We start from the raw sequence: 25,999 nt of genomic DNA, 5'->3' as shown, positions 1-25,999 counted from the left end.
CGGCAGCATTCTTGATAGTTAATATTAAAGTACCAAAATAGGTAATATTGTTAATTAAATGTTTAATTTATTTGTCATGGCAATGTAATGAGCTTATTTTTTAATAGCACCTCTTACTCCAAACTATGATGAGAATAAAATGAAAAAACAATTAATTGCAGCGACACTTTTATTACTCGGTACAAGCCAAGCTCAAGCTTTTAGTCAAGAAACTCACAAACGTATTGTTCTTGATGCCGTAAATTATATGCAGCAACACCCAGCCAGCACCGAATATGCTGCCCTACGTCAGTACGCTGCACAAAACAATCTGACAATCTCTGAATTAGCCGAGCTGCTAGGACAAGCGGCTTATGATGTAGATGACTTTGAAGACACCTTTTTCTGTGGTGCCATTACAGGTTCGTGTGTTCAAGCGCCAGTATGGGGAGCAGCGCAAAGTATAGTTAAATATACAAGCTATTGGCATTTTCAAAATCATACCCAAGGTGCAGACCAACATGGAAACGATTTTGGTGGTTATAATTATGAGAAGCTTACCGTTTGGGGCACTATTGATAATCTTGCATCTGCTTGGCTTAAAGGTGACTACCTTGATGATGGTAAAGGGGGAGAAACAGGTTGGTTCAATGCCGACTCTTCAAAATATAACAGTTATGGTGTAACAGAATCTCACTACAGAATCGATAGCAACTCAACCTATTCTATGTACGATGACTTTGAAGAAATGCCATTTCAACCTATCGATAATTTAGGGCAATATTGGTATCAAAGTTACTTACAAAGCGGAAATCCTCAAGTATTAGGGTTTGTATTTCATACGACTGATTTATTACAACCTCACCACACATGGACCACATCAGACCTTAACCACTCTAGCTGGGAAAGTTGGGTAAAAGATTACTATGATCAAGAGCAGCTCAACGATTTATCACTCGTTACTCAAGCAATGCAAACGTTCTCGCCTTTAGATAAAAATAGCCAAGATGTTCGCCCATTATTAACTCAAGGTGGTTCATTTTCTTATGCTCAAGGTGGAATTGTACTCAATTCAAAAGATCATTTTGATCGCCTTAATATAGCTAAGCAAGTAGTGCCCCATGCAATAGCAATGGTGGTGCACTTATTGAACCACGCCATGGTTGCTCGCTAATGAAAAAAATGGCTATTTTAGTGATTACATTACTAGGGGCGTGTTACCACTCCCTAGTAATGGCCTCATTTACACAATACAGTAGTGATGAAGTTAACTTTATGCATCGTGCTTATTTAAAGCACAAACCTGAAATTACAATCAATGAAGTTAGAACTCGTCTGTATGAGAATCAGTTTTTGTTACAACAAGCAGCGCTAAAGACACCTGCAATAATAAAGCGACAATCTGCCGTTGGTTTTAGCACTCAATACCATGTTGAACGTTACTTAAAAAATCTGTTCGATTCGCAATTAGCTATAAAGGCACAGTCAAGTCAGGTAAAGCTTGACACTTATGATAGCCATTGGCTTAAACACACATTAGGGCCCTACCCTAAAAATGGTCAATATGTGCAAAGCTTGATTAAAAAAATGCAGCAGATCGATTTAACCTCTATTTTGTATAACTCTATTAACTTATATGAATTTATCGATGCACTATCAATGCAGGTACGTTTTAAACTCCATAGAGGAGATAGTGAACTATTCAAAAGTGAATTAATAAAAAAACGGCAATTCAATATAGCGTTTTCAAAAGCCAAACCGATTTTGGCAAAACAGAATATTGATATTGAACATCTGTATGAAATAGCTAAAGGAGATATTTTGCGACCCTCCATTCAAAGCTGGCTAGGCATAAATACAATGATGCACATGCAGAGCCCTGTTCTTGAAAAGCTAGAGAAACAAGTAAACAAAAGCGAAATTAAAGCGTTTTATCAAGCAAATAAATCGCAGTTTAAATTTTTAAGTCAGGTAAAAGCCCACGGAGCTCAATTTGCTAATCGAGCCAATGCTGTAGACTTTCGCACGTTGGCGGATAACAAATCACTTAAACAAGCATTAGTAATATCAGGAAAACAAGATATATATGCTCAATACAATAGTGAATTAAATCGCAAAAACAAAAGTAGTTGGGTTGTACAACTTGCGTTCACAACTAAAGAAAACACCATTTCTGCTGTTATACGTACACCTAGAGGTGAATGGGTGGTGATACACAGTTATGAGCATCAGTTTGATTACTTTTCGCCAGAAGATGAAACCGTTCGATACCAAGCAACAAAGGCCATCGCAAAACAAAAAGCGGCACAACAGTATGAAAATAACTGGCTCAAGTGGCAAAATAAGACGGGAGTAATTTTATGAGCAAAAAAGTTTTCGTTTCTGTTGTTGTAGCTTGTGTTGGTATGTACGCACTTTTTACTCAATATACTAGCAAACCAACAATAAAGAATATTGATGGCCTTAACCAAGCTAAAAGTGTCAAGCAAATAACGTCTCTTGAGCTTACTGCTGCTGACATGACCCAAGAGTTAGAAAGTACGCAATTGGAAACGGTTACAGCTAGTAATACTAGCCCTCAGCCCTTACCAGCAATAACCTCTGTGGCCTATTTACCCAATATAGTAAAAAGTACTCAGCCAGTGGCTCAGTACAGTGGTGATTTAAATAATCACCAAGCATATCAAGATTTCCATCTTGAACAGCAAAGACAGCTAGAACAACGTTTTGTTGTTGCTGCAAAAGCCAAAATATTAAAGCTTGAAGACTTACTTGCAAAAGGCCGACAAAAAAAGCTTTCACAAGAACAACTACAAGTTGCAATAGATAAAATTAACGCTTTAAAACAAATGCAAATAGATTTAAAAGACTAACAACGCAAAAAGCCGCCAAATGGCGGCTTTTCACAGGGAAAATACATGTGCTAACTTAGCTATTTACTTTCGAGCATATTGCCTGAGCCAATTTCAATTTTACGTAGCTTCAGCGCTTCAGGGATCTCACGTTCAAGATCAATACTCAGTAAGCCGTTGGCTAGGTCTGCGCCAAGTACTTTAACGTGGTCACCTAACTGGAACTTACGCTCAAAGTTGCGCTCGGCAATACCTTGATGAATGAATTTGCGCTCATCGTTTTGATCTTTACCTGCTTTAGTGCCTGATACAACTAACGTGTTATTTTCAGATTGCAGGCTTAACTCGTCTTCACTAAATCCAGCAACTGCCATAGTGATACGGTATTTGTCTTTATCAAGCGCTTCGATGTTGTATGGAGGAAAACTTGGCTGCTTGTCAGTTCGTGCAGCGGCATCCATTAATGATGCTAAGTGATCGAAACCAATGAATGAACGGTATAGGGGTGATAAGTCTACTGTACGCATAATAATATCCTCATATTTAAGCGATATATTGCTGCCACTTTTCGTTTGAACAAGTAACGGCAAAATTTAATTAATAATATAATTTTCAAATAGTTCTGTTTAAATGAAGACCCATCAGGCGTCCTCAAATAACTATTTATGGGCGGACAACTTTATTTCAAGATTTTTTTATAAAATATTTTTTATTTTTTTACAGGCCCTAAAAAAAGCGAACACAATAATCGTTTTTTTGCACTGTAATAAATAATGAAATTAGTTACACTAGGGTTAACTAATTTGAGGAGAGCGTTATGTTAACAGTAATTTTTGGCCGTGAAGGCTGCCCTTTTTGTGTTCGCGCTAAAGATGTTGCAGAGCAACTTGCTAATGACCGCGATGATTTTAAATACCGCTACATCGACATCATCAAAGAAGGTATCAGTAAAGAGGATTTAGAAAAGTCTGCAGGCAAGCCATGTCCGACTGTGCCACAAATTTTTGTAGACCAAACACACATTGGTGGTTTTACAGAATTTGAAGCCTACGCCAAAGAAAACCTAGGCCTTTACCAGTAAATTTGTAGGTACATTGTTAACCAGCTTAATTAACGCACAACTTGAGCTGGTTAAATTTCGACCAACATCAAACACATATAAATTAGTTGTAATTTATACAAGCATTTGCCTCGTATTTCCTATACAATGCGCGCCTCTTTAAATTCGTTGAGGCGTATTAATGTCAGAACCAGTCACGTTTGAATCTCTAAATCTTTCTCCTGCAATTTTAAAGGCAGTTGAAGAGTTGGGTTACAAGACACCATCTGAAATCCAAGCTCAATGTATACCGTTATTGCTAGAAAGAAAGGACGTACTGGGACTAGCACAAACGGGTACAGGTAAAACAGCAGCATTTGCACTGCCATTACTAAATAATATTGACCCGTCTGTGAAACAGCCACAGATCCTTGTACTCACACCAACCCGTGAGCTTGCGATCCAAGTAGCTGAGGCATTTGAACAATATGCAAAACACACTCGTGGTGTTGAAGTACTGGCACTATATGGTGGCCAGAGCTACAGCATCCAGTTGAGCGCACTTCGTCGTGGCGCACAGATTATTGTTGCTACACCGGGTCGTTTAATCGATCACATAAACCGTGGCACTATCAAGTTTGATGCTTTACAAGCACTTGTACTTGATGAAGCCGATGAAATGCTACGTATGGGCTTTATCGATGATGTTGAAAACATCATGGAAAAAACGCCGCGTGAAAAGCAAACATGTCTTTTCTCTGCGACTATGCCTAAGCAAATTCAAAACATCAGCAGCAAATATATGAACAATCCTGAACAGGTTCATATTTCTGCACGCAACTCAACTGTATCGTCAGTAGAGCAAGTGTTTTGGAATGCACACGTACATAAAAACAAAGCCATTGTTCGTTTCTTAGAAGCAGAGCAATATGAAGGTGCTATTGTTTTCGTACGTACGCGTAACGATACAGTTCAACTAGCTGAGTTATTAGAGCGCGAAGGTTTCTCTGCTGCGCCACTTAACGGTGACATGAACCAGCAAGCGCGTGAGCGCACAGTTGATCGTTTAAAAAGCGGCATGCTAAATGTTGTTATTGCAACAGACGTAGCGGCACGTGGTCTTGATGTAGACCGTTTAAGCTTAGTTATCAACTACGATATTCCACAAGATTCTGAAGCCTACGTTCACCGTATCGGCCGTACAGGTCGTGCTGGTCGTACTGGTAAAGCGATTCTTTTCGTTAAGCATAACGAGCGTTATTTACTTAAAAATATCATTCGTCATACTAAATCTGAAATCGCACAAGTTGAATTACCAACAGCTAAAGTTGTTGAAGAGAAACGTATCAATGCGCTTCAAGAAAAGCTTACGCTTGCACTTGAAAACAAAGATATTACTTTCTTCAATGAAGTGGCTGCCAACATGGCACAAAAACTTGAGCTTGCTCCTGAAGACTTAGCGGGTGCATTACTGTGTTTAGCGCAGCAACAATCGCCAATTAAAGTTGAAGAAGTTAAGATTCAACCGCGTGAGCGTAACGAACGCAACCCTCGCAACGACCGTAATGATCGTGGTGACCGTGGTCGTCGTAACGAACGTGGCGGTGAGCGCGCTGAGCGTAAACCTCGCGAGCGTAATAGCCGTGATGCAGGCCCTATGGATACATACCGTATCGAAGTAGGTCGTGAGCATGGTGTTCAGGTTAAGAACATTGTTGGCGCAATTGCTAACGAAGCAGACATTTCAAGCAAGTTTATTGGTGATATTCGTCTTCATGACAGTCACAGTACGGTACAATTACCGCAAAACATGCCTAAAGATGTACTTGATCACTTCCAAAAAGTGTTTATTTGTAAACGCCCAATGGGTATGACATTAACACAAGATCAAGGCCCTTCTGAGCCACGCGGCGAGCGTTCTGAACGCCCTGCTGGTGACAAGAAGCGTAGCTTTAATAAAGATGGTCAACGCCCTGATAAGCGTAGCGGCCCTCGTAAAGAACGTCGCCCAGTTAGCTTCACCGCTAAGTAAGCAACGACTCTTTAGTAAAAAAACCTTGGCATGAAAGTGCCAAGGTTTTTTTGTGTCTGAAATTTGAAGATAATAGGTTCAAGGTGAAAGGTTTGAGCAGCTAGGCGTTAAATTTTTAACTACATATAAAACATAGAGAATTAATCGTAAAATATAATTTAATCTTTATTAAGAATAACTCTTTAAAAAGAAATCAAATTTTATGTATTTGTAATTAATTTCTATCTGGGCTGACTTCTCAATACTTCTGTTATAAAGCACTCATGTCGAAAGTCGTCAGCGGTATATTCATCTGCCTTAACATTAGAAATTGAACTATATTTTATCCATAAATTTAAAATATCGACTAAGGCACTTTGTCTTTTTTGAGAGAAATAAAAGCTATTTTTAGACTCTCCATCGTCAAGAAAGCTAGTTTGTAATGCGTAAATATCTATAATTAATTTTATAATTAAAGTAATAGGCTCTTTTTGAATTGAAAAGTGGCGAATACCTATAGCGTGACAAACTTGTAAAAGAGTCGCGTCCATAACCCCTAAAAGATATACTATTTTTAATGTATATATATTTATAGAATTCTCTTGTTCTATTTTTTGCTCTTCCGAAAAGTCTGGAAACAATAAGTTTATAAACTTCAGCTTATTTCTTTTAGTGTTTGCTATTTTCCCGAATTCAAATACTTTAGCCTCGAATAGTTTCATAAATTCATATATATATTCTATTTTCTCAATATCTATCTCGAAATATGGATCTTCTTTTTTTGTTGGTTTTGGATAAAAGCGTGTAAAAATTAATGTAGCATCTTCAGGTCGAATGCATTTAAAGTTACCATTAAATATAACTGCAGAGAATTTTTCTTTAAATAGAGTTAACTCTTTATGATAAAGATCTATTTTATGCTCAAATTCTTGCCTTTTTATTGTTCTTTCCTGGTAATTCAAATTAGATTGAAACTGTAATGCACGAAAGTTAGCAGTTGCTAGAGTAGCAAGAGGTAATGCTGAACCTAAAATCCATAAGGGAACATTCATATACTCTAAGAAAACAGATAAGGTTTTCTTATTCGGCCATTCAACTGATAGGCCATCGTTTATAAAAATAAAACTCATCAGTAAAGAAGATAAGCCAACCGGTATAATTATAGCTATCCAAAAATATGAATATGTAAATACACTACTAATCTGTTTATTGTTATTCATTTACTTTAAGTCCCTCAATGCACACTCAAGCTAAGAGAGTTATTATCTAATCCGATTAAATAAATTATGCTTAATTTAAAGTTCTAAAAAACCCCACCAGTTCATGGTGGGGCTTCTACTTTGTTATAGCGATTATATTTGTTAAGGCGCCACTGCTGGATACACGTAGCTGGCATCAAGTCCTAATGGGATACCGAGTGCCCAGTAGCCTAGCAAGAAGATACTCCAGCCAATCATAAAGGCGATTGAATACGGTAGCATCATCGCGATAAGCGTACCTATACCGGTGCCTTTAACGTATTTTTGACAATACACTACCACCAGCGGGAAGTATGGCATTAGCGGGGTGATAATATTAGAGCTAGAATCTCCCACACGGTACGCTGCTTGCGTTAAGTCTGGCGAAATACCGAGCTGCATTAGCATAGGTACAAATACCGGACCTAATAGTGCCCACTTAGCCGAGCTTGAACCAACAAACAAGTTTACAAAACCAGTTAGGAAAATAATCCCTACCACCGTTACAGAGCTCGGTAACTCCATTGCTTTTAATACCTGAGCCCCTTCAATTGCCAGTAAGGCACCTAGGTTTGATTTACTAAATGCAGCAATAAATAATGAACAAAAGAATGCCATAACAATGTAATACGCCATACCATTCATGGCTTTGCTCATCGCATCTATCATGTCTTTAGAGCTTTTAAAGGTGCCTACGGTAAAACCATATACTGCGCCTGGGATCCAAAATAATAAAAAAATCAGCGGTACAATTGATTGCATTAGTGGTGAACTAAAGTTTGTTAACGAGCCATCGCTGCTGCGCATCGCTGAATCAGCAGGTGCAGATACATACGCTAATAATGCAATACCAGCAATCATTACGGTACTGGCAATAAGAAATGCACGTTTTTCGTCACTACGAGCATCTTCAAATGCTGGTAGGTCTTGAGTTTCACCATCTACTGGTGAATTTTTTAAACGTGGTTCAATAATTTTATCGGTGATATACCAACCTAGCATTACAATAAATAAGCTTGATGCTGAAGCAAAGCCCCAGTTATTAAGCGGGTTAATACTCATTGTAGGATTAATAATTTGTGCTGCACTTTGCGTAAAACTTTGCAGTAATGGGTCAATCCCAGATGGGATAAAGTTAGCTCCAAAGCCACCACTTACCCCGGCAAATGCCGCTGCAATACCGGCAAGCGGATGACGACCAGCTGCAAAAAATATTACCCCAGCAAGAGGAATAACCAGCACATACCCTGCATCGGTAGCCGTATGGCTCACAATAGCCACTAAAATAATTGAGGGTGTTAGTAATTTTCTAGGCGTTACTTTGAGCATTAATTTAAGGCCGGTATTAATAAAGCCCGAATGCTCTGCAACACCCACACCTAGCATAGCAACCAGTACTACACCCAGTGGCGCAAAACCGGTGAATGTTTTTACCATAGAAGATAAAAAAGTGGCCAACGAATCGCTGGCAAGCATGTTATTAATGATAATGGCTTCGCCAGTACGAGGGTCTATTGCATCAAATGTGACGCTTGAAAACCACCAAGATAAAAACCAGATTAATAACATGGCAAACAAAAAGATAATTGCTGGATCAGGAAGCTTATTACCTACCCGCTCAACAAAATTTAAAAATCGCGCAACTATGCCCGTTGGCATTGTCGCATCATTATTGTTATTCATTTCACTTGTTCCCTAGAATTTAGACTACGCTACTTTAGCGTATCTAAGGAATGAGGTAAATTTTAACTGAATAAACAAGTTCTTTTTTAGGCACAAAAAAACGCGGCTCAGTGGCCGCGCTATTATTAATGAATAAAAAAAGCTTATGCGAGTGCTTTTACTTCATCCCATATTCTTACTACGAGTGCTTTATCGTCTTCATTAAGTTCGCCGTTGCGATAAGCTTTTACTAAGCTTTTTTCAACCGTGTCGTTTAGTTCGGCAACTTCTAGATTTAATTCTTCAACTTGTGCATAACCTACGGCTAAATCAAAGTGGCCGCGTAAATAACCGCCGGCAAATAACTCGTCATCGGTGGCTTTTATCACTAAATCATCAAAATATTGCTGCGCAGCATCTATGTAATTTACTAAACTCATGTGTTACTTCTCCTCTGGGTGCAGCCCATCTTGATGACCTACTGCATACATAATATGGTCGTTAAACCCACTGGTTACACGTATATAACCGCTTAATTCATCATCTAATTTGCTATCACCGGTATCACAAATCAGCGGCCGGCCATTTAAAGCCTGTAATTTTGTTTTAGTAGCCACAACAATAATATTATCGCGGCCTATCGCTTTAATTAACGCAGGACTGAGTTGTTGATTTCCTCGACCAAAAATATGCCCTTGGCCGCCAATTAGAGTGATCACTAACTTTGTTTCACGTTCTTTGGTAAGTTCAAGAAGTTGCTGGGCTGTTAGGTCTTGCCCTACTAAAGCTTGATCTTCAACTAAATCAACACCGAGTAAGGTGTTTTCAAGCCCCATCTCTTCCATCACTGCGCCAACGGTAGAGCCACTACCCATGACATAGAGGCTATCGGCATCCATTTCACTAACAACATAAGCAGCTATATCTGCTAGCACCAGCTCGTCAGTTTCTTTACCGCCATTTTTAACCGCTTGTACATAGCGCACTTCACTTGGTACTTGCATTTCACCATAACGTTTTGCTTTTACTGTTCCTTGGCGAAAAGCCACTTCATCAATGTCCATCACATCAGCATCGCTTAATGTTACCAGCTCACCTTTTACCAGCATTTCAACTACACGGCCTGCAGCTTTTGGCGTAATGGCATATACCCCAGAATGAATTTTACACCCTGCTGGAATGCCCAACACGGGTACCGAGTCTTCTACCGCATGGCAAATGTTGCGCGCCGTTCCGTCGCCACCAGCAAATAAGATTAAATCAACACCTTGTTGCTGTAATAAACGAGCTGCAGCTTCGGTATCGTCACTGGACGTGGGTGAGTTACTTTGATATACCACTTGCGTATTAAAGCCCAGCGCTTTTGCTGTTTGCTCCCCCATTTCATCATTAACAGTATAAATAGTAATGTTTGATTGATGAGGTATAAGCACTTCAAGTGCAGCTTTAGTGCGGCTATTTGACTTAGGCTCTGCGCCTAATGCAATGGCTTTAGCAGCGGTATCTTCACCGTCACTGCCCTTAAGCGCCACACTACCACCGAGTCCTGCGACCGGATTTACAATCAACCCTAACTTAAACTGCATCTTTTAGCTCCTCGGGAGAATGCCATGAAAACTGCGCAGCATGTAATGGCCACGTGGTGTTATAAAATTTACACAGTGCTTTTAATAATAAGGTTGTTCTTGGATTAAACCCGTTTTGCAACAACTCTAATAACTTTGCATGAACACGCGATTGAAACGCAAATCGACAAGTTTGCTCTCCATTTAAATTATCTACCGATACGTTAAAATCAAACCCAGCAGCCACACTCAATGCCCACTCTATTGCTTGAGGTTTTACCTCTACTGATTCAAACTCCGCTTGCTGTGTAGCATCGCGCCCATCGGGGCAATACCAATAACCATAATCTTCAACTAAGCGGCGCTGCGAACCCGCCACTAACCAATGGGCTATTTCGTGCAGTGCACTGGCGTAAAAACCATGGGCAAATACAATTTGATGATAAGGCGTTGTATCATTTGCGGGAATATAGATAGGCTCGTGCTCACCCTTTACCAAACGCGTGTTATGGCTTTGATAAAAAGTGTGTTCGAAAATAGAAATTAAATCAGCTATTTGATGCATAAATATATCGTATACTCGTTTGAACCCGATGCTTTATAGCTATATAAAACTAATATAAAGCGCACTAAAAACGAGGCGAATTGTACGTACTTTTCTGCACAAAGTAAAAAGCTAGCAATTTAAAGCGATGTTGGCATAAACCTCTTTAAGTTTACACCCCCTGAGTCACGCTCATTGTTGTTATGACAAGTATTGAGAGATATCTACCTCATCTATTTGCTCAGTACTGAGGTAACGTTTAGCGTAATCAAGATAAATACCTGAACTTAAAAACAGTTCAAACACGGCTTTATCAACATGCTGATCGGCCACCATTTTGGCTAATATACTCATTGACTCGCTGAGTGTTTTTGCCTTTTTATAGGGTCTGTCGGCCGCCGTTAGGGCTTCAAAAATATCAGCTAGCACCAATACTCGTTCTGGTATCGATAAGTCATCCGCAGTGAGTTTACGCGGGTAGCCTGTGCCGATTAATGTTTCGTGATGGGTAGAGGCAAAACGCGGTACGCGCTCAAGCTCTTTCGGGAACTGCAGTGTATCGAGCATACGTATCGTACTGATCATATGCTCATTAATTTTAAACCTATCCTCTTTAGTAAGGGTGCCTCTTGAAACTTTTAAATTATAAAGCTCCCCTAGGTTATATTTACATTTACATGGGGCAATTTTAATCCCTAAACGCTCATCATATTCAATCGGCTTATCATGAGGAATTAAGTGCCAAGGTTTATCACTGAGTAATTTTTCTGTGGTGGGAAGTGTGTCATCCGTCCCTTCATAGCGATACATTTCTACCGGTGAAAGCCCCAACTTATCGTCAAAATGACGCTGCCAAGTAATATTACTCAACGCAGTTAAACGCTCAAGGGCAGCTTCTGTGATTTTTTCGCCGCCAATATTACACTGTGCAATAAAAGCAAAGTCGTCCAGCAACTGTTGTTGTTTAGCTGCCAACTGCTTGGTTAAGTCGGGCTTATTTTGTGGACTGTGTTGCAGTGATTTATAGTAATCAAGTTCAGCATCTCGCCAAAGTACCTCAAAACGCGTTCTAATTTCATGAATACGATTATAAATAGTCTCCAGCTTAGTGCCTTTATCAACTATGTGCTCTGGAGTGGTTATTTTACCGCAATCATGTAACCAAGCGGCTAAACTAAATTCTTCAACCTCATCATCATTTTTAAACTTAAACCCTTTAAAAGCCGGTAACTCTGATTCTGAAGCGGCCTTAGCAAGCTCAATACCGAGTTCAGGTACGCGCTCGCAATGCCCGGCCGTATAGGGAGATTTATCATCAATGGCTTGTGCTATTAACTCGATAAACGACGCCATGAGTGCTTTTTGACTGTCTTCATGTTGCTGTATCGACTTACTCATATCAACCATAGAGTAAGCTAACGTATTAATTTCTTTAATATGACTTTTTAAGGTCGAGACTTGTTTAAACTGCCGATTTTTAATTTTATTGTTTTCACCCACCAGCGTTTTAATAGGGCCGACAATGGGGGATGCAAAAAACCACGACACTGGCAGCATCATAATAAAGCAGGCAACCGTTATTATTATTGAAAGCTTTATTTTTTCTCGTGTGGAGCTCAATACGTCTTCTTTAGAAACCATAATGGCTAAATAGCCCGTACTGGCTAACGCTAAATAATCAGATAATGGCTTAATAAAAACATACTGTTCTTTACCATTAATGTTCACTAACTGTAGCTTAGAGAAGTTACTATCATCATCCAATAAAGTGATTAATTGCTCATAAGGGACAGTGCCTACAATTTTTGATTTTTTCCCTGAGTTAGTATTGAGCCATTTATCACTAAGCTGTTGTTTAAATTGCAGAGGAAGTTGCGTGGCGGCGTAATCAAACAAAGCTTTTAATTGCGCGTCTTGGTTTTGAAACAATAAATGATAGTCATTTGAAAAAAGCGCGGCACTGTCTTCATCAAGCGGATTGTACTGGATCCCCTCAATAAAAAATTGCTGCTGTATATATTGCAATACGGCTTTGCTGTCTATTCCCGCATAAGTGTCACCATTGGCAACATGCATTAACAACGCCTTTGTGCTGGGAACTTCCACGAGGTTAATTTCTGGAAATTGCGCTCGTAATATTTTTACAATTGACCAGCCCTCTCCCACCGCAACTGACTTACCAGCAAGTTGCTGCATATGGGTAATTGGTGGATTGTTTTGTTGATTAACGATACTTAAAGGCAAATTTACCATGGGTGTACTGAGCATACCCAATGTATTATTTGATGGTGTATTAAGTACCGGATGAATCACATCTATCTGCTTATTTTCAAATAAATTAAGTAATTCTTGCCAACTGAGTCCATTAATATAATTAACCTTAATACCCAACAGTTCAGCAATCGCATTTATATATTCAACACTGTAGCCTTTAGGCTTACCACTGACACTAAAATCCATAGGTGCCCAATTGGTTTCATTTGAAACTGTGATAGCAGGATATTTGGCAACTATTTTTTGCTGTTGCTCATCCAGTATTAACCGATTTAGCCTTGCCTCAACCGTTGAACTAAAGGGTTGATTTGAAGCAATAATTTCTCCTTCTCGGTTATAAATAAGTAACTGTGTTGAGCTGTGCATCTCCAAACGCTGTTGCTGTTCGATTAAATAATTAGACATATTATCAACGATAATCCCTAAGCCAAGCACGTGGTTTTTACCCGCTATTTTAATCGAATACGTTTGCCCAGAGGTTTGTAAATGGGTAAATAGATAAGGCTTGGTTTTGTTTACTTGCTGTGAGTTTGCTTGCTTAAACCATGCTTGCTCGCGGGGATCAAAATACGTCGGTTTTTTGGTTTTTTCTCTTAAGCTAAATGACTCATCAAAATAAAGCGTTTGCTGTATTCTTTGCCCTTCTTCAGATTTTATTTGAATAACGACCCAGCGGTCATTATCAGTTGCACCAAGACGCTGACGAACCATCGCACTACTTTCAAGATTAATAACCTCAAAAAAATCACCATTGTTATAGCCCATATAAAAAGCATAAAACAAAGGGTTCAAATCCATCATTTCACTTAATACATTTCGTAGCTCTGTTTTATCTGAAAGGTTTTCACCGACTAACGAGGTGTTTTTTACCATCATATATAAAGTATTTTCAGATTTTTCATTAATGCGTGTTAGGTAATCAGCAACCGATTGAGTGGTCATATTAAAATGTTGCACGTTCGACTCGAGCGCCATTTTTTCACTGAAATAATACTGTAAGCTCGTGGCTATAATAGCGGTAATAGACGTTGCCAACACAAATACTGCCACAACCGTTAAACGAATAGAAAAGCGTACTGTTTTTCTTAACTTTTTAAGCGCTTTAAATATCATTGAACGTTCCTTGCAACACTTTTAAAAGCAGTAAATATACGTCGTTGAAAATTGCAATTTAGCAATATTCAAAGCCTATGAAGTAAGTTAATCATTAATTGTTTGAGCTAAAATAATATTAGTCACAAAATCAGAAATTTAAAAACTTTATGCCTTTATTTACTGAACACCTAATTGCGCTTACCATATGCAAACCAAAAACCTAAATGAATACACTCTTATGGTTAAACAACACACCACTAAAGCATGGCTAGTTAGCATTCTTACTTTTTTAGCGCTACTGAGTGCCTCTGCCAATAGTTATGCAAAAAGCGTGAGTATTAACGTGTTTGCTATTCCCTCTTCGCCAATTGTTGAGCTCATGGCTACAACCAGCAATGAATTAGCCAAACAGCAAATAACCACGTTTTATGAGCAAGGCTTACCCGTGCATGCCACATTATATTTGACTGATTATCCGCAAGAGGCACAAAATGAAATTAAGCAGGTGGTGGAGCGTATTGTAAAGAAACATCAACCTTTTAAAATTAAAGCCAATGGGTTTAGTGTATCTGCCAGTAATTGGGCCTTTATAAACTTAGAAAAATCTTATCAGTTACAACGCTTAGCCGATGAAGTGACACTTAAACTTGAGCCACTTCGCGATCATCAAGCACCAGTGCCAAGTTGGGTAAAGCATTACCCTAATAAACTTGTGGCTTTTGAACGTTATGGCAGCCCTAATGTGTTTCAAAATTTTCAGCCGCATTTAACCCTACTTGCAAATGAGAAAAATCCTGCATTAGCGTTAGTACAAAAAACTCTGCACGCTGAGCCACCGCAAGCACAAGGGGAAATAATTGGGATTGGAATTGGAGTGTCTGATCAATTTGGTCAACAAAAAGAAATACTCGCTAAGTACTTTTTTGATGCCAAATAAATAGTTAATAACTGGGCTAATTACATACTTTGTAATTAATGTTTATGGGTTTGTAGTTAGCTTATCTGTTAAATGTTTTTTAAGTATGCGGGTGTTACGCGTATTTGCTTTAAACATGGCATCAAAAATATCTCCAAAAAATGGAATGAGCCCGCCAACAAAATCAATCAACATATTTATAATAATACGGCTTTTTACTCGCTTGCTAACACCTAAGCGCTGCGCTTCAATTAGTACATAGCCAGATAAAATAAGCCCTGCTAAATCACCTATCACAGGTAAAAGCCCAATCAGCGACTCTACACCAAATTTAAATTTAGTAAACGGAATACCAATGCTGCTATCGGTAAAGCGGCTAAACTCTTCGAGTCGTTTTATGGTGGCTTTATATTCAGCTTGTGTAACGTGAGATTGATTATTTTTTTGCATAATGACTGCTCTTTATTTTTAGGTGCGCTGAGCACATTTAAATTATTGAGCGGCAATAAAGATGTATAGCCTGTATATACTAAACGCAATACTTTACACTAAAAGTATCAAAGTTCGAGGCTATATAAAAGCTACTGTAGATTCATTTTAAATAGTGTACTCTCATCTTTAAAGTCCAATAATATGCAAGGATTGCCTATAAATAAATCTAGTTACAGCCCTCAATTCACTATTTTGTTTATTATTGCATATTTGATTATTTTCCCAGTCATTAGTCAAGGAGGAGATATGTTTAGCTGGTTCAAAAAGAAAAAAGAAGTATTTCTAAGCCCTGAAGTCAATGGTGTTGTTACAGACAATGGTACACCGGTTGCCAACTTAGAAATCATTCGCTCATTAATCTACACAGATGAAAAAGTCCACCGAGATACTGCTAACACAGATCAAAATGGGCGCTTTCATTTTCCCAAAAAAACAATTTTCCCTCGATTCCGAATAAACTTATCGTTGAAAACCGTATTTCCCAAGAAATATTTATCCTAAATGATGATAATAAAATTGAGCTCTGGAGTGCTAATCAGTCTGGAATTAAAGAAATACCTGAATATACCAACAGATTAGCATTCATAAATTGCGAAATAACAAATAAATTAGTCAGGTTTGAATTCAAAAATTACAATAATGAGCATTTAAATAGGATAGCCTCCAGTATTTGTAGATGGGAAGATGACTATATACCAACACATATAATAGAGAACGGAGAGATAAAGTACAAAATACATGATGGAGATTTCAATAAGATTACAGAGCTTTTTACAGAGAAGGAGGTTGAGTTATGAATAATAAGTTGTCACCTAGCACAGCTGCGAGCGTTGCGGCAAGAGTATTTAATATAAGAAAAAGTAACAGTTATAAAAGAGAGTTTGAAATAGATTTTATTGAAAACTTTAAAGTCACCAACAAACAAATAAAAGACGTTAGTGGCGGTTTAATCAATCAACTGCTAAATCTGGTTACTCAAATTACAGGCTCTCTGAGAGGTTAAAAAAGAGGGCATTTCACTTTACATGTGTTTTATTCTCAATTAGAGTTCAATAAAAATATGCAAGGATTGCCTATGAATAAATCTAGCTATAGCCCTCGATTCATTATCTTATTAATTCTTGTTTGTGTGATTATTTTTCCAGCCATTAGTCAAGGAGAAGATATGTTTAGCTGGTTCAAAAAGAAGAAAGAAGTATTTTTAAGCCCTGAAGTCAATGGGGTTGTTACAGAGAATGGCACACCAATTGCCAACTTAGAAATAATACGATCATTAATCTACATAGATGAAAAAGTCCACCGAGATACTGCAAGCACAGATCAAAATGGACGTTTTCACTTTCCCAAAAAAACGATCCTTTCCTCAATACCAAATAAGCTAATAGTTGAAAACCGTGTTTCGCAAGAAATATTTATTGAAAATAATGACACCTTAATCCCCCTTTGGATTGCAACTCAGTCAGGTATTGATGAAGTCCCTGAGTATAGTAAAAAACTATCACTTTTAAATTGTGAAATAACTAATCCTCACGTTGTATTTGAATTTAGAAATCAAAAGAATATACACCGTAACTATGTAGCACAAAGTATTTGCCGATGGGAAGAAGACTTTTTACCTTATAAACTTTTAAAAGGTGGTAAAGAGTACCAGATAAATAACTACGACTTAACAGATTTAACTGAAAGATAAAAGGAAGATTGACATGGAAAAAGTCCAAGCAATATTACCCCCAAATATAGCTGCCACTATAGCGGCTAGAGTTTATGATATAAGAACATCTACGTCATTTACAAAAGAATTAGGACAAAGTTTTGATAGAGATTTTAAAATCACCAACAACCAAATTAAAGGTGTTAGTGGTGGCTTAATCAATCAACTTCTAAACCGCACTACAGGTTTCGCTTTAACTGCAGAAGGTGCATCACAACAATTTGAAGGCCACCATATTATTGGCATTCGTGGTACCGTTTTTACTTCCTGCGCTGATTGGCTAACAAACTTAAACGTAGCAATTACCCATGGCCCTAAAAACTTAGAAGTGCACTCTGGCTTTGAAAAAGCCTTTACCAGCATGAAGCCGATGTTTGCAAGTTATGTCAAACAGCATAAGCCTAAATGTTTGCACCTTGTTGGCCATAGTTTAGGTGGTGCGATTGCCCAACTATCAGCAATATGGGCAAGTGATCAAGGTATTCCCACCAATTTATATACGTTTGGTGCGCCAAGGGTAGTGCTAAATCATTCGGTGCATTCAGCTGCACACAATGTTGGTCAGTACCGTGTAACGCACGGTGCAGATCCTGTACCCTGCGTACCAGCTTGGCCATTTAGTCATACCTCAAGCGAATACCAAACGGCGATGAATGAAGGATCGTTTTTTAATATTGGTGCACACTCTATGGAAGAAAACACACCCGGTTATGTTAATACTGTAGCTGCATACAAAGATTATGGAAGCATGGAAAGCTCACTAAAAACTCTTCACTATAATCATACAGTTTTAAAATATGCTCTGCGCTATAACGTGACGTTCTCACTTAGATGGCAGCGAATTATTACCGATGGCTTAATTACCTTTTTAAAGAAAACTGGCCAATACGCCTTTATTTCTGCACAAGCAGGTCTTAGCGTTGGGTTAACTTTTTATGATATTTTAGCGCGATGCTTACATGAATCTGTGGTTAAGTTTGTAGAGCTTACAGAAGAGTTAAAGGGTTTAATTGGCCATATGCTTGCTTTTGTAGGTAAAGCGTCATACGAGGTAGTAGAGCTCACAACTCAATTTATCCGTTGGGTGTTAGGTTTAATGATTAAAAAACTCTATATGGTTGCGAAACAAGCCATTGACCGTATTTAAGTATAGTCAGTTATGTAAGTGCGGCATCAAATATCAGCCGCATTTATTATAATTAAAGGCGCTTAAATAGCGCCTTTAATTGGCCCATTTTCGTGGTTTACATGCGGGTTTTGACCGCGTTGACGAAGTAAATGATCCATTAAAGTAATGGCCATCATAGCCTCAGCAATCGGAATAGCACGAATGCCTACGCAAGGATCGTGACGACCTTTGGTGATCATCTCAACCGCTTCATTTTCGGTATTAATACTATTACCGGGAATAGTAATGCTTGATGTTGGTTTAAGCGCAATGGATGCGATTATATCTTGCCCCGTTGAAATTCCTGCAAGCACGCCACCGGCATGATTTGAGGTAAACCCATCAGGGGTTAACTCGTCGCGGTGCTCTGAGCCTTTTTGCTCGACTACATCAAAGCCATCGCCAATTTCAACGCCTTTAACAGCATTAATACTCATTAATGAATGTGCAAGTTCGGCATCTAGCCTATCAAATACTGGCTCACCTAAGCCAACTGGTACATTTTTAGCCACTACTTTTACTTTGGCACCCACTGAGTCGCCTTGCTTTTTTAGCTCGCGCATATATTCATCAAGTGCTTCAAGCTTACTTGTATCTGGGAAGAAAAATAAATTGTTTTCCACTTCGTCCCAATCGTAGTTTTCGGCTTTTATTGGCCCTAATTGACTCAAGCATGCTTTAACTTCAATACCATGAAACTGCTTTAAATACTTTTTAGCAATGGCGCCTGCCGCAACCCGAATAGCGGTTTCACGCGCAGATGAGCGGCCACCACCACGGTAATCGCGTAGGCCGTACTTATGCCAGTAGGTATAGTCACCGTGACCTGGACGAAATACGTCTTTAATTTTGCCATAATCTTGTGAACGTTGATCGGTATTTTCAATTAATAAACCAATGCTGGTACCGGTAGTTTTACCTTCAAAAACACCTGCTAAAATTTTAATTTGATCGCTCTCACGGCGCTGCGTGGTGTAGCGACTTTGCCCAGGCTTTCGACGGTCTAAATCGTGTTGTATGTCGGCCTCTGTTATCTCAAGGCCTGCGGGCGTACCGTCCACTACGCCGCCTAATGCAACGCCGTGGCTTTCGCCAAAGGTGGACACTTTAAATAACTGCCCTATGCTATTACCTGCCATTAACTTTCCTCATTCCTAATGACTTATAGCCGAGGATTAACTCGGCTATAGTGTTACCCAGCCATTTGGGATGAATGGCTAGTATTAATTATTACTGCGCAAAGTAGGCATCTAGTTGTTGCTTGCTAATAACAAACACCCCTAATCCGCCTTGTTCAAACTCAATCCATTCAAATGGTGCGCCTGGATACAGTGCATCCATATGTACCATAGAGTTACCTACTTCGACAAATAACAAACCGTTATCTGTTAGATGCTCACTAGCTTGATCTAAAATAGTACGTGTTACATCAAGGCCATCGTGACCCGATGCTAACCCAAGCTCTGGCTCGTGGTGGAACTCACGTGGTAAGTCAGCCATATCTTCAGCATCAACATACGGTGGGTTTGCTACGATTAAGTCATATTTTTGCCCAGGTACACCACTGAATACGTCAGACTGGATCGGTAATACACGGTCACTTAGTTGATAGTCAGTGATATTAATATCAGCCACTTCAAGCGCTTCATAGGAAATATCAACCGCATCAACTTGCGCATTTTCGAATGCTTGTGCCAATGCAATCGCAATACAACCCGAGCCCGTACATAAATCTAAAATACGTCCTACTGACTCTGGCTGCTCTAGCCAAGGTGTAAAACGATTATTAATAAGCTCAGCAAAAGGCGAGCGAGGAATTAATACACGTTCATCCACATAAAATGGCATATTGGCAAACCATGCAATGTTGGTCAGGTATGGAACTGGGGTAAAATCGTTAATGCGCTCGGCAATTAAGCCTGCTAAACGGTTTTTTTCAGTGCTGGTTAAACGGGCATGCATCAGCTCTTTGGGTGCATCAATTGGCAAACTAAGCGCTGGTAATAACAAACTTACCGCTTCATCCCATGCGTTATCGGTGCCATGACCAAAGAAAATACCGCTACTTGCAAATTGACTTGTCGTCCAACGAAGCCAATCATGTAAGGTTGAAAGTTCTGCAACAGCTTCATCCAGGGTTGCTTCTTCTATTAGTAATTCACTCATCAGTATTATCTGCCTGCTACTTTCAAAAAATAAACTCAATCGGGGCACAACTGTGGGCCCCATGATTGCCCTATTGTATACCCAAGCCACCTCTAGGTGCGAGTGACAGTTAGAATTAAAAGTAATTTAAACAAGGCATTGATTGCAAGTGTAATAGTCACTCTGTTGTTCAAATCATTAACGCAGTATAAATCGCTTTTAAACTAACCATATTGGCGCTGTACTATGCACCTCAAAGCTGCTTGGGTATCACACCTTTTTACTCGATTTTTACCACTTTTTTGTTTAGACTGCCGCTATGAAAAAAGATCCACACTCAAACAACCTAATTAGCCCTGATGACATTGACTTGTTTCGTCAAAGTATCAGCGGTGCGCGCGTGTTCAAACAAGACACTCACCGTTTTAGTAATAAACCTAAAGTGTCACAAGCGAAGCAATTTGCCCAGCAAAAAAAGCAACAACAATCAGAATTTTTCTTTTCTGATGAATATGTGCCCGATATAGACACTAACGGTACTGTTAATTATGTGCAACAGGGTCAGGATCGTTTTTTAGCGAAACAACTTCGCCGAGGGGATTTTATACCTGATTTAACCCTCGACCTGCATGGCTTAAATAAAGAGATAGCCAAAGATGAACTCGCAGGGCTTATTCATGAGTGTAAAAAAAAGCATTACTATTGTGCCTGTGTTGTACACGGAATTGGCGGCCATATCCTCAGGCATAAAGTGCCGCAATATTTAGTGCAGCACCCCGACGTTATTGCTATGCATCAAGCACCACTTGAATATGGCGGTAAAGGTGCAGTACTCATATTAATTAATTTACCGCAAAGTGATGAGTTTAGACGCTGAGCACTAGAGCCAATCAATAAGAGTCTTTTTTAGTGCATATATTTTCGATTATATTCCCGCTGATATTTATTGTGCTATGTGGCTATATTGCTAGCCGCAGTGGCTTTTTAGAACGAATTCATATAGCGGGATTAAGTAAGTTTACTTTTTATATTAGTGTGCCGAGCTTTTTATTTTTAAATATGGCCAAAGCAGACTTACAAACCAGTGTCAGCCTAAATGGCTTTTTAAGTTTTTACATTCCGGTTATTTTAATTTACCTTTTTGCCCTAATTATTGACCGCTACATTCTCTCTAAAAAACTTCAATACGAACGCCATAGCGTGTTTGCCCTTGGCAGTAGCTATTCCAATACTGTATTGGTGGGTTTGCCGATTATTATTGCCGCATTAGGCGAGCAAATGATGGGCATTATTTTTATGATCATTACCTTTCATAGCGCATTATTGTTCACCCTTACTTTTTTAATTAGTGCAAACAGCGCCAGTCATGCGTTTTCCTGGTCAGCATTTTCCAAGAATATGCTACTCAATCCGGTAGTGTTAAGTATTAGCACTGGTTTATTGGTTAATTTGGCAGGGGTTACTTTATTTGCTGACTTAACTAATGGCTTAGCGCTTTTAGCCGAACCAGCTATTGCTTGTGCGTTATTTGTATTGGGCGCTAACTTAGCTTTTTATAAAATTAGCGATAACTGGCAAGCAGCGGCCATTGCCAGTCTATTAAAATTAGTCATATTACCTGCCTTGGTATTATTGCTAGGCACTCACGTATTTACACTTAATGAGTCACTCTTAAAAGTACTGGTGCTATTAAGTGCATCACCATTAGGCGTTAATGCCTATTTAATTGCATGCCAAATAAAACAACACCAAGATACCCTAGCCAGTGCGGTAGTTTTATCTACAGTATTAAGTGTGTTGAGTTTTAGTGTGTGGTTAACCATTTTACTTTAGATAAATGCCTAACCACGTTTTATCGTCAGGCTTTGAGTTGGGGAGATTCGTAGGTTATATAGTTACATTCGCTGGCGCATCTATAGTGATGTAATCACTTTTATGGCTCACTTCATTGTAACTAATTTGGGCAACTGCACCAGTATTAAAAATTGGCATGTTACCCGGGCACAGTTGGTCAACCAAATAGCTCACTATGGGCATATGGGCAACTACAAGCCAGGAATCGCATTCGGGGTGAAGCGCAATTAGCGTTTCTAAATAATCTGCGGCAACCTGGGGGTTCCCATCAGGAATAAAATCGTGACAGGTTTCTTCAAATAAAAAGTGATTACTTTTTTTAACAGCCTCGGCCGTTTGCTGTGCTCTAACATAGGGACTAACTAATAAGCCACTGGGAGCGTGTATTTTTTGCAACCATAAACCCATTTTTTCAGCTTGTTGCTGACCCACAGAAGTCAAATTTCTACTGGCATCATCAGCCTGCATAGGTATTGCTTCACCATGACGCATTATCAAGATTGTTTTCATAAAAAATCAACCAATTAAAGAATATAAAACAGTAGCCAATTTGCTCGAATTTCCGCTATATTAATAACTCAAACCTATTTATTTTCTTAAAATAGTTCTTTCATGATGTTCAGGTAAATAGCGTCGCATTCCTGAAGTTATCATCTGTTGTTAACAATTTACGTTTAGTTTCAGGAGCATCATTTGAAAATCAGCACCAATGATAACAGAGCTTACCGCACACTAACACTGGACAATGGTCTAAAAGTGCTTTTAGTGCGCGATCAGGACTCAGCAAAAGCGGCAGCCTCCATGGCAGTTAACGCTGGTCACTTTGATGATCCTCTTGATAGGCAAGGCTTAGCGCACTTTTTAGAGCATATGTTGTTTTTAGGTACGGATCTGTATCCCGAATCCGGTAGCTTTAATAATTTTGTCTCTCAATCTGGTGGTAACACCAATGCCTGGACTGGTACCGAGCATACCTGCTACTTTTTTGATATTAATAACAATCATATTGAATCGGCGTTAGCACAATTTAGCCGTTTTTTTATAGCGCCCGCCTTAAATCCCGAAGAAACCGAAAAAGAACGTAATGCGATTGAGGCTGAGTTTAAATTAAAGATTAAAGATGATGGCCGGCGCATCTATCAAGTACATAAAGAAACGGTTAACCCTGCACATCCGTTTGCTAAGTTCTCTGTAGGCAACCTACAAACATTAGCTGATAGAAAACGCTGTATTAGTGATGAGTTACGCGACTTTTTTAATCAGCATTACCAAGCTCAATGGATGACCCTAGTGATTTGTGCCAATGAATCATTAGATACTCTTGAGGCATGGGCAACTCAATATTTCTGGCAGATTAAAGGCAATAACAGCAAGTTAAAGCCACCCATAGAGGCACCGCTTTATCGCAGCCAAGACTTGGGTAAGTTGCTCCATATTGAGCCACACAAGCATGTACAAAAGCTGATTATTAGCTTTGCTATGCCAAACATTGACGATTTTTACCGTCATAAAACTGTTAGTTTTATTGCCCACTTACTAGGGTATGAAGGGCAAGGCTCGCTATATTCGGTACTTAAAGAACAAGGTTGGATCAATGCTCTTTCTGCCGGGGGTGGTATCAACGGTAGTAACTTTAAAGACTTTAATATTAGTATGGCGCTGACCGATGAAGGCATTGAATACTACGAAGATATTATTGAAATGGTATTTGAATACATTTGCTTAATAAATAACAACATCGGCAAACTCCCTCGCCTTTATCAAGATAAGCAAAAGCTGCTGCAAATCGCATTTGATAACCAAGAAAAATCTCGGCTGATTGACTGGGTCAGTAATTTAAGTATTAACATGCAACATTACGATGAAGTTAATTACTTACAAGGCGACTATTTAATGGAAGGCTTTAAAGCCACCACTCATGAAATGGCGATGCAATGGTTAACCCCTCATAATATGCGTTTAGTGCTGATTCATCCGGGTGTAGAGCCTGAACACACAGCCGCTTGGTATAACACACCGTATAAAATTGAAAAATTGTCACTGCATTGGCTTGAAGCGCTGGCACAAATTAGTCAGCCACAAGGTGAAATGTTATTACCTACCGCAAACCCTTATTTAGCTAAAGATGTTGTTCTATTCCCAATAGAGTCGCAGCAAGCTCATCCAACATTATTGGTAAAAGAAGCTGGCTTTGATTTTTGGTTTAAACAAGATGCCACCTTCAGAGTGGCTAAAGGGCATTTTTATTTAGCCATGGACTCTGACTTTGCAGTTAAAGATGTAAAGCATATGGCATTGACTCGATTGTTTTCTGATTTGTTTATGGATAGTGTTGGCGAGCAGTTTTATCCAGCTGAGCTCGCGGGCTTAAGTTATCACTTAACCTCTCACCAAGGTGGCTTAACCTTGCATACTGCGGGGCTATCTTCAAGCCAACTTGAGCTGGTTGATCAACTAATTGATGCACTATTTAACGTAAAAATTTGTGCTAAACGCTTTGCTGAATATAAAAAGCAACTGGTAAGGCATTGGCGCAATAGTAACCAAAATAAACCTGTTAGTGAGCTCTTTAGTATATTAGGCGCTAAGATAATGCCGTGGAACCCACAGCCTGACGAGTTAGCAAATGCACTTAAAGATACCTGTTTTCATCAGTTTAATGAGTTTAGACAGGCGTTTTTTAATGCACTTCATGTTGAGTCTTTTTTACATGGCAATTGGCAGCAAAGTGAAGCCCTTGAGTTTCAGAAAAAGGTGGCACTACACCTTAAAAAGTCAGCAGTTATAGAAGATTTAAAGCGCCCACTCTTTGAAATTACTAAAGTGACTCGTTACGAATTAGAACTCGCTTGTAGCGATAATGCCATGGTGATTTACTACCAAGCATTAAGCGATGATGTTGATGAAAAAGTAAAAATGATGGCGCTTAATCACTTAATTAATCAAGATTATTTCAATGAACTACGCACCACACAACAATTGGGTTATTTGGTCGGTGCCGGTTATGCGCCCTTTAATACTCGTGCCGGAATTGCTTTTTATATTCAGTCACCTAAATTTGAACCAAGCATGTTACTACACAGGCATAATGTGTTCATCAGTCAGTATTTATCAACCATTGATGAACTAACAGAGCAAGCCTGGCTGCAACAAAAATATGGGCTAACAACGCATATTGCCGAAAAAGACAAAAACTTGCGTTTACGTTCACAACGTTTATGGCTTGCTATTGGCAATGGCGATCACCAGTTTAATATGCAGCAACGCCTGCTGGATTCTTTAAGCGCATTAACGCTTGAGGATGTAAAAGCCTATGCAGCTGAAATTTTTAATGCAGATCGCCCAAGATATGAGCTTTTAAGCGCTAAATCTGTGAATCAAACGAAGAATCTACCACTTTATTCTCATTCTCTTTGACTCTTGCGCGCGCTTGATTTAGATTGTCTTTTGTAAA

25 protein-coding genes are annotated in these 25,999 nt (G+C 39.0%); 14 read left to right on the top strand and 11 right to left on the bottom strand.

The window, feature by feature from the left end:
* Positions 1-139 precede the first annotated feature (139 nt).
* The 3 genes from AC0VZ5_RS05300 to AC0VZ5_RS05290 are packed head-to-tail and all read left to right on the top strand — an operon-like array spanning position 140 to position 2,852.
* Positions 140-1,153 (top strand): phospholipase C/P1 nuclease family protein, encoded by a 1,014-nt coding sequence (locus tag AC0VZ5_RS05300; RefSeq protein WP_138606217.1) that lies wholly within the window; start codon positions 140-142, stop codon positions 1,151-1,153.
* Entirely contained in the window at positions 1,153-2,343 is a 1,191-nt protein-coding gene (locus tag AC0VZ5_RS05295) for a peptidyl-prolyl cis-trans isomerase (protein WP_475474521.1), read from the top strand. The genes AC0VZ5_RS05300 and AC0VZ5_RS05295 overlap by 1 nt, the downstream gene beginning before the upstream one ends.
* A complete protein-coding gene (locus AC0VZ5_RS05290) occupies positions 2,340-2,852 on the top strand; it encodes a hypothetical protein (protein ID WP_475474520.1) in 513 nt (170 codons plus the stop codon). The genes AC0VZ5_RS05295 and AC0VZ5_RS05290 overlap by 4 nt, the downstream gene beginning before the upstream one ends.
* A gap of 59 nt (positions 2,853-2,911) precedes the next feature.
* Here the strand turns inward: AC0VZ5_RS05290 and AC0VZ5_RS05285 are convergent, their stop codons facing one another.
* Complete coding sequence (locus AC0VZ5_RS05285) at positions 2,912-3,358, bottom strand: Hsp20 family protein (protein WP_475474519.1); 447 nt, start codon at positions 3,356-3,358, stop codon at positions 2,912-2,914.
* A 290-nt stretch (positions 3,359-3,648) separates the two neighbouring features.
* Here AC0VZ5_RS05285 and AC0VZ5_RS05280 point away from each other — a divergent pair, with 290 nt between their 5' ends.
* Both AC0VZ5_RS05280 and AC0VZ5_RS05275 read left to right on the top strand, forming a co-directional pair.
* Complete coding sequence (locus AC0VZ5_RS05280) at positions 3,649-3,912, top strand: GrxA family glutaredoxin (RefSeq protein WP_008114535.1); 264 nt, start codon at positions 3,649-3,651, stop codon at positions 3,910-3,912.
* Positions 3,913-4,072: 160 nt separating this feature from the next.
* Positions 4,073-5,902, top strand: coding sequence for a DEAD/DEAH box helicase (locus AC0VZ5_RS05275; protein ID WP_054202149.1), 1,830 nt, complete (start codon positions 4,073-4,075; stop codon positions 5,900-5,902).
* 221 nt (positions 5,903-6,123) lie between these two features.
* Here the strand turns inward: AC0VZ5_RS05275 and AC0VZ5_RS05270 are convergent, their stop codons facing one another.
* The 6 genes from AC0VZ5_RS05270 to AC0VZ5_RS05245 all read right to left on the bottom strand — a co-directional run bounded on the left by AC0VZ5_RS05270 (position 6,124) and on the right by AC0VZ5_RS05245 (position 14,277).
* A complete protein-coding gene (locus AC0VZ5_RS05270; protein ID WP_475474518.1) occupies positions 6,124-7,101 on the bottom strand; it encodes a hypothetical protein in 978 nt (325 codons plus the stop codon).
* Positions 7,102-7,242: 141 nt separating this feature from the next.
* Positions 7,243-8,802 carry an AbgT family transporter gene (locus AC0VZ5_RS05265; protein WP_475474517.1) on the bottom strand — a complete coding sequence of 520 codons (1,560 nt, stop codon included), beginning with the start codon at positions 8,800-8,802 and terminating at the stop codon, positions 7,243-7,245.
* A gap of 143 nt (positions 8,803-8,945) precedes the next feature.
* Entirely contained in the window at positions 8,946-9,221 is a 276-nt protein-coding gene (locus AC0VZ5_RS05260; protein WP_054202147.1) for a YfcL family protein, read from the bottom strand.
* A 3-nt stretch (positions 9,222-9,224) separates the two neighbouring features.
* The gene (locus tag AC0VZ5_RS05255) at positions 9,225-10,367 is read right to left on the bottom strand and encodes an ATP-NAD kinase family protein (RefSeq protein WP_475474516.1); all 1,143 of its coding nucleotides are present in this window, start codon (positions 10,365-10,367) and stop codon (positions 9,225-9,227) included.
* Positions 10,357-10,911, bottom strand: coding sequence for an elongation factor P hydroxylase (locus tag AC0VZ5_RS05250; protein ID WP_475474515.1), 555 nt, complete (start codon positions 10,909-10,911; stop codon positions 10,357-10,359). The genes AC0VZ5_RS05255 and AC0VZ5_RS05250 overlap by 11 nt, the downstream gene beginning before the upstream one ends.
* A gap of 180 nt (positions 10,912-11,091) precedes the next feature.
* Positions 11,092-14,277 (bottom strand): HD domain-containing phosphohydrolase, encoded by a 3,186-nt coding sequence (locus tag AC0VZ5_RS05245; protein ID WP_475474514.1) that lies wholly within the window; start codon positions 14,275-14,277, stop codon positions 11,092-11,094.
* Between the two features lie 220 nt (positions 14,278-14,497).
* Here AC0VZ5_RS05245 and AC0VZ5_RS05240 point away from each other — a divergent pair, with 220 nt between their 5' ends.
* Complete coding sequence (locus tag AC0VZ5_RS05240) at positions 14,498-15,196, top strand: 2'-5' RNA ligase family protein (protein ID WP_475474513.1); 699 nt, start codon at positions 14,498-14,500, stop codon at positions 15,194-15,196.
* Positions 15,197-15,238: 42 nt separating this feature from the next.
* Here AC0VZ5_RS05240 and AC0VZ5_RS05235 read toward each other — a convergent pair whose 3' ends face one another.
* Positions 15,239-15,625, bottom strand: a complete 387-nt coding sequence (locus AC0VZ5_RS05235) for a DUF4112 domain-containing protein (protein ID WP_475474512.1) — start codon at positions 15,623-15,625, stop codon at positions 15,239-15,241.
* A 183-nt stretch (positions 15,626-15,808) separates the two neighbouring features.
* Here AC0VZ5_RS05235 and AC0VZ5_RS05230 point away from each other — a divergent pair, with 183 nt between their 5' ends.
* The 5 genes from AC0VZ5_RS05230 (at position 15,809) to AC0VZ5_RS05210 (ending at position 18,525) form a co-directional block, all read left to right on the top strand.
* Positions 15,809-16,168, top strand: a complete 360-nt coding sequence (locus tag AC0VZ5_RS05230; RefSeq protein ID WP_475474511.1) for a DUF6795 domain-containing protein — start codon at positions 15,809-15,811, stop codon at positions 16,166-16,168.
* Positions 16,114-16,464, top strand: coding sequence for a DUF6795 domain-containing protein (locus AC0VZ5_RS05225; RefSeq protein ID WP_308200103.1), 351 nt, complete (start codon positions 16,114-16,116; stop codon positions 16,462-16,464). The genes AC0VZ5_RS05230 and AC0VZ5_RS05225 overlap by 55 nt, the downstream gene beginning before the upstream one ends.
* Positions 16,461-16,670: a hypothetical protein gene (locus AC0VZ5_RS05220; protein WP_475474510.1), complete on the top strand. Its 210-nt coding sequence runs from the start codon at positions 16,461-16,463 to the stop codon at positions 16,668-16,670. The genes AC0VZ5_RS05225 and AC0VZ5_RS05220 overlap by 4 nt, the downstream gene beginning before the upstream one ends.
* Positions 16,671-16,742: 72 nt before the next feature.
* Complete coding sequence (locus AC0VZ5_RS05215; RefSeq protein WP_055011736.1) at positions 16,743-17,357, top strand: DUF6795 domain-containing protein; 615 nt, start codon at positions 16,743-16,745, stop codon at positions 17,355-17,357.
* 13 nt (positions 17,358-17,370) lie between these two features.
* Positions 17,371-18,525, top strand: a complete 1,155-nt coding sequence (locus AC0VZ5_RS05210) for a lipase family protein (RefSeq protein WP_475474509.1) — start codon at positions 17,371-17,373, stop codon at positions 18,523-18,525.
* A gap of 62 nt (positions 18,526-18,587) precedes the next feature.
* Here the strand turns inward: AC0VZ5_RS05210 and aroC are convergent, their stop codons facing one another.
* A complete protein-coding gene (gene aroC, locus AC0VZ5_RS05205; RefSeq protein WP_475474508.1) occupies positions 18,588-19,685 on the bottom strand; it encodes a chorismate synthase in 1,098 nt (365 codons plus the stop codon).
* A gap of 91 nt (positions 19,686-19,776) precedes the next feature.
* Positions 19,777-20,712 (bottom strand): 50S ribosomal protein L3 N(5)-glutamine methyltransferase, encoded by a 936-nt coding sequence (gene prmB, locus AC0VZ5_RS05200; RefSeq protein WP_008466678.1) that lies wholly within the window; start codon positions 20,710-20,712, stop codon positions 19,777-19,779.
* A 298-nt stretch (positions 20,713-21,010) separates the two neighbouring features.
* Here prmB and smrB point away from each other — a divergent pair, with 298 nt between their 5' ends.
* Both smrB and AC0VZ5_RS05190 read left to right on the top strand, forming a co-directional pair.
* Positions 21,011-21,568 carry an endonuclease SmrB gene (gene smrB / locus AC0VZ5_RS05195; RefSeq protein WP_475474507.1) on the top strand — a complete coding sequence of 186 codons (558 nt, stop codon included), beginning with the start codon at positions 21,011-21,013 and terminating at the stop codon, positions 21,566-21,568.
* A 32-nt stretch (positions 21,569-21,600) separates the two neighbouring features.
* Entirely contained in the window at positions 21,601-22,524 is a 924-nt protein-coding gene (locus AC0VZ5_RS05190; protein ID WP_475474506.1) for an AEC family transporter, read from the top strand.
* 54 nt (positions 22,525-22,578) lie between these two features.
* On the opposite strand, the gene sixA is transcribed toward AC0VZ5_RS05190, so the two are convergent.
* Positions 22,579-23,055, bottom strand: coding sequence for a phosphohistidine phosphatase SixA (gene sixA, locus AC0VZ5_RS05185; RefSeq protein ID WP_475474505.1), 477 nt, complete (start codon positions 23,053-23,055; stop codon positions 22,579-22,581).
* Between the two features lie 183 nt (positions 23,056-23,238).
* Here sixA and AC0VZ5_RS05180 point away from each other — a divergent pair, with 183 nt between their 5' ends.
* Complete coding sequence (locus AC0VZ5_RS05180; protein ID WP_475474504.1) at positions 23,239-25,962, top strand: insulinase family protein; 2,724 nt, start codon at positions 23,239-23,241, stop codon at positions 25,960-25,962.
* The last annotated feature ends 37 nt before the right edge of the window (positions 25,963-25,999 follow it).

This window comes from Pseudoalteromonas sp. QJM3NY_12, from assembly GCF_056173165.1.
The sequence above is the reverse complement of the archived record's forward strand: the minus strand, read 5'-3'. Positions and strand labels throughout refer to the sequence as shown.